The 3,220-nt window shown below is 71.7% G+C and carries 4 protein-coding genes; 3 read left to right on the top strand and 1 reads right to left on the bottom strand.

Annotation, left to right across the window (positions count from 1 at the left end; genetic code table 11):
• Positions 1-406 (top strand): hypothetical protein (locus tag AB0C29_RS40370; RefSeq protein ID WP_360832208.1); only part of this gene is annotated, 406 nt, incomplete at its 5' end.
• Positions 396-1,124 carry a hypothetical protein gene (locus tag AB0C29_RS40365; protein ID WP_360832205.1) on the top strand — a complete coding sequence of 243 codons (729 nt, stop codon included), beginning with the start codon at positions 396-398 and terminating at the stop codon, positions 1,122-1,124. The genes AB0C29_RS40370 and AB0C29_RS40365, both read left to right, overlap by 11 nt.
• Here AB0C29_RS40365 and AB0C29_RS40360 read toward each other — a convergent pair.
• Complete coding sequence (locus tag AB0C29_RS40360) at positions 1,081-1,980, bottom strand: pyridoxamine 5'-phosphate oxidase family protein (RefSeq protein WP_360832202.1); 900 nt, start codon at positions 1,978-1,980, stop codon at positions 1,081-1,083. The two genes, AB0C29_RS40365 and AB0C29_RS40360, sit on opposite strands and share 44 nt — an antisense overlap.
• A gap of 230 nt (positions 1,981-2,210) precedes the next feature.
• On the opposite strand from AB0C29_RS40360, the gene AB0C29_RS40355 reads away from it, so the two are divergent.
• A partial coding sequence (locus AB0C29_RS40355) for a substrate-binding domain-containing protein (protein WP_360832200.1) occupies positions 2,211-3,220 on the top strand: 1,010 nt, incomplete at its 3' end.

Genomic DNA, 3,220 nt, shown 5'->3' with positions numbered 1-3,220 from the left:
GGCGGTGGCGCAGCTGGGCCGCCCGAGCGGCGGCGCGGGCGGCACCCGGACCGGCCCGGACGCGAGGGCCGCGCAGTCGTTCGTCGAGAACATCACCGGGGATCCGAGATCAGTGTCCGGGCGCTCCGCGCAGGACATCGCCGATCAGTTCAACGCCGCTGGTTATCCCGCGACGGTCGAGCAGAGCCACAAGAAGGGCACGTCCGGCCAGGCCGTGCAGGTACGCATCCAGAACCATCCCGAGATCACCAACATCCAGGTGCACCCGGGCGGCGGCCGGCACACGCCGGAGGGCTCGCCATACTGGAAGATCTCGACGAGTACGGCCGGCAAGACGTGGGTCATCCCCAGCGACTTCCGGGGCGCTGACGAGCTGGGCGGGAACGTGATTCGCTATGACGAATGAGCTGATCAAGGTCGACCGGGTGCGTTCGGCGGAAGAGGCGGCGGGTCTCGAAGCGCTCGGTGCGGACCTGGTCGGCGTGTCCCTGACCGCGGATGCCCGGTTCTACGACGACCGCACGGTGACCGTCGAGCAGGCCGCCGTCATCGGCCGGGCGTTGCAGCGGGCCACCCTCGTCACGGCGATGGAGCTCGGCAGGGATCCCGGGCGCGTCCTGCGCACCGTCGCGGCGACCCGCGCCGGCATGGTGCAGCCGATCACCGGAGCGATCCCGCCGCCCGAGGTCCGCGAAGCGCTGGCCGACGCCGGGGTCGGCATCGTGTACGGCGGCATCGAGATCGCCCACGACGACGACCCGGGCTGGGTCTTCAGCGCCTATGCCGGCGAGCCGGACCTCAACGCGGTCCTGTTCCACGTCGACGTGCTGCCCGAGTACCGCGACTCGTGGGCGTTCCTGCGTGACCGGGCCCCGGAGTACGAGGAGGAGTTCCAGATCGCCGACCTCGACGAGCTGGGCCGTGAGCGGCCGATCGTCGTCGGGCTGGACTTCACCCCGGACAACGTGCGGGAGATCGTCGCCGCGCTTCCCTCGGTGCGGGGGATCGCCCTGACTCTGGCCGAGCAGGGCCGGCGGAGCGACGCCCGGTTCCACCGCTACGCCGACGCCGTACGCGTCCTCAGCGCTTACCAGCCAGCTTCCGGTACTCCGCCCATGGGATGACCGGCCGCGCCAATCCGCGCCGGTCCAGGTAGCGCTTTGTCGCGGCCCGGCAGTTTCGCACCGTCCGGACCATGTCGCGGGGCCCTCGCCCCATTGGCTCGATCGCTTTTTCCGGGGTCAGCACCCACCCCACCCCGGTACGCGCCAACCGCCCCCGCACCACAGCGTTGTGCAGCGCAGACAGCTTCTCGTCGTGCCGGTGCACCAGCAGGCTCGCCGGCCCCGGCGCCACCCGTTCATCCTCGTCCAGGGAAACCCCGTACCCGTCCGTAATGCTGGTGATCGTGGTTCGGCGCAGCACCGGCGCCCCCTCGCTGTCCGTCGCGGCGAGCACCGCGGTGCCGTACCCCTTCAGCGCGTGAGCCCCCAGTAGCGGGCCGTCGGTGATGCCCGGCCCGGGCGCGGGCCGGGGTGCCGTCGTGATCTCCGTCGGTGTCACCGTGATCAGCAGGCGCATGAAGTACCAGTCGGTGAACCGGCGGGCCGCCACGTTCAGATAGGCGCGTGCTCCCGGCTGCCGTTCGAACAGTGACTTCCACAGCCGGCCCAGTTCGCCCTCCGGGACCGTGTGGATCTTCTCCGGGCAGGTTGCCGTGCCGCGGATGAGAATCTGCGGCGGGTCCGGCAGGCCGCTGCCGGTCGGGTCCGAGAGCAGCAGCGCGACCCGGCCGTCGCGGCGTACGTTCACAGCCTTCTGCGGGAAGGCCAGTGACGTGGTCACCAGCAGAGTGCCGTCGTCGCCGCGCAGGATGGCGGTGGGCCAGGCGATCGGGGTGCCGTCGGGGGTCAGGGTGGCGAACTCGGCCGTCCGGTACGCGTCGACGGTGCGGGCCAGGGCGTGGTCGCTGCGCAGCATGGCGGTGATCGTACTGATCGTGTCCACTCGTCCGGTTGCTGTCTCCGACGCCCTTTCATAAGCCACATATGCCGCGCCGCCCTCGTTTTCCGGACCGCCTTGCCCCCTTAAACGGATTGTCTCGGCCATATCCGTGCCATCCAGGCCTAGCGGCAGAAGGTGTTCTTGTCGATGATGGCTACGTGACAGGCCGCCATCGACGACGTTTGCGACTCCGCGCGGGTACAGCCGTGCTCACCATCCTGGCTGTGGTGGCGGTGGTGGCCGGTGCGCGGATCGCCGTGGGCCAGCTCGGGGGCGGGGAGTGCAGCGGCCAGGTGCGGTTGTCCGTGTCCGCCGCGCCCGAGATCGCCGCCGCTGTGCAGCAGTCCGCGGCGAGCTGGGTCGCCGGTAAGGCCGACGTCGGGGGGACCTGCGTGGTCGTCGACGTCCGCGCCGCGGATCCGGCCGATGTCGCCGCCGTGCTCGGCGCCAAGCAGAAGGTCTCGCTCACCGGCGCCGGGGCGCCGCGGGCCGGGGTGACCCCGCCGGACGTCTGGATCGCCGACTCGCGCATCTGGTTGCAGCGGCTGCGCGCGGCCGCGCCGCGGTTCGCCTTCACCGAGGAGGGCTCGCTCGCGATGAGCCCGGTCGTCATGGCGATGCCGGAGCCGGTCGCCAAGGGCCTCGGCTGGCCGGGCAAGAAGCTCAGCTACGCCGACCTGGTCGCCCAGATCACCACCAGCACCAACTTCCGGGCCGGCACGGTCGACCCGGCCCGTGACGCTGCCGCGCTGTCCGGCCTGCTGGTGCTGAGCAGCACCGCGTCGACGCTGGACCAGCGCCGGCCGGGCACCTCCAACGGCCTGCTCCGCGCGCTGGCGACCGACACCTCGGTGCTGCGCGACGACCTGATGGCCCAGCTGCCCCAGGGCGACGACGAGGGCTCGCTGGCCGGCGGGCTGGGGCTGGCCGCCATGTCGGAGAGTGACGTCGTCACGTACAACGCCGGTAAGCCGCCGGTCGACCTCACCGCGCTCTATCTCGACCCGGCGGCGGCGCCGCTGGACTATCCGTTCACGGTCCTGCCGGAGCTGGACCGGTCCCAGGCCGAGGCCGCGCACCAGCTCTACGAGACCCTGAGCAAGAGTTCCGGCTTCCGTGACGCCCTCGCCGTGGCGGGCCTGCGCCTGCCGGACGGCGGCACCCCGGGCGGTTTCGTCAGCCCGGACGGCGCGCCCAAGCGGTTCGGCCCGTCCCC

Source organism: Actinoplanes sp. NPDC048791 (genome assembly GCF_040650095.1).
In the GTDB taxonomy this organism is placed as follows: domain Bacteria; phylum Actinomycetota; class Actinomycetes; order Mycobacteriales; family Micromonosporaceae; genus Actinoplanes.
Note: the sequence above shows the minus strand (reverse complement) of the source record. Positions and strands in the feature narration are given on the sequence as shown.

Coding starts and splice junctions, on each gene's coding strand:
- AB0C29_RS40365 (WP_360832205.1), top strand. CDS start 396: ATGACGAATGAGCTGATCAAGGTCGACCGGGTGCGTTCGGCGGAAGAG.
- AB0C29_RS40360 (WP_360832202.1), bottom strand. CDS start 1,980: ATGCTGCGCAGCGACCACGCCCTGGCCCGCACCGTCGACGCGTACCGG.